At 49.3% G+C, this 1,238-nt stretch carries 1 rRNA gene; it reads left to right on the top strand.

Going from position 1 to position 1,238, the window contains the following annotated elements:
• Positions 1–120: 120 nt before the first annotated feature.
• Positions 121–1,238 (top strand): 16S ribosomal RNA (locus tag DVA66_RS20485); the annotation flags it as partial.

Below are 1,238 nucleotides of genomic sequence, written 5' to 3'. Positions count from 1 at the left end.
TGTCGGTAAAAGAAATGAACATTGAAAACTGAATGACAATATGTCAACGTTAATTCCAATAATGTAACGAAAGTTACAACAATTAATTTAGTTTTATGAGCTAATCAAACATCATAATTTTTTATGGAGAGTTTGATCCTGGCTCAGGATGAACGCTGGCGGCGTGCCTAATACATGCAAGTCGAGCGAACAGATAAGGAGCTTGCTCCTTTGACGTTAGCGGCGGACGGGTGAGTAACACGTGGATAACCTACCTATAAGACTGGGATAACTTCGGGAAACCGGAGCTAATACCGGATAACATATTGAACCGCATGGTTCAATAGTGAAAGGCGGCTTTGCTGTCACTTATAGATGGATCCGCGCCGTATTAGCTAGTTGGTAAGGTAACGGCTTACCAAGGCAACGATACGTAGCCGACCTGAGAGGGTGATCGGCCACACTGGAACTGAGACACGGTCCAGACTCCTACGGGAGGCAGCAGTAGGGAATCTTCCGCAATGGGCGAAAGCCTGACGGAGCAACGCCGCGTGAGTGATGAAGGTCTTCGGATCGTAAAACTCTGTTATCAGGGAAGAACAAATGTGTAAGTAACTGTGCACATCTTGACGGTACCTGATCAGAAAGCCACGGCTAACTACGTGCCAGCAGCCGCGGTAATACGTAGGTGGCAAGCGTTATCCGGAATTATTGGGCGTAAAGCGCGCGTAGGCGGTTTTTTAAGTCTGATGTGAAAGCCCACGGCTCAACCGTGGAGGGTCATTGGAAACTGGAAAACTTGAGTGCAGAAGAGGAAAGTGGAATTCCATGTGTAGCGGTGAAATGCGCAGAGATATGGAGGAACACCAGTGGCGAAGGCGACTTTCTGGTCTGTAACTGACGCTGATGTGCGAAAGCGTGGGGATCAAACAGGATTAGATACCCTGGTAGTCCACGCCGTAAACGATGAGTGCTAAGTGTTAGGGGGTTTCCGCCCCTTAGTGCTGCAGCTAACGCATTAAGCACTCCGCCTGGGGAGTACGACCGCAAGGTTGAAACTCAAAGGAATTGACGGGGACCCGCACAAGCGGTGGAGCATGTGGTTTAATTCGAAGCAACGCGAAGAACCTTACCAAATCTTGACATCCTTTGACCGCTCTAGAGATAGAGTCTTCCCCTTCGGGGGACAAAGTGACAGGTGGTGCATGGTTGTCGTCAGCTCGTGTCGTGAGATGTTGGGTTAAGTCCCGCAACGAGCG

Source organism: Desertihabitans aurantiacus (genome assembly GCF_003344635.1).
Lineage (GTDB): Bacteria > Actinomycetota > Actinomycetes > Propionibacteriales > Propionibacteriaceae > Desertihabitans > Desertihabitans aurantiacus.
This window is presented reverse-complemented; position numbering and strand designations above follow the sequence as displayed.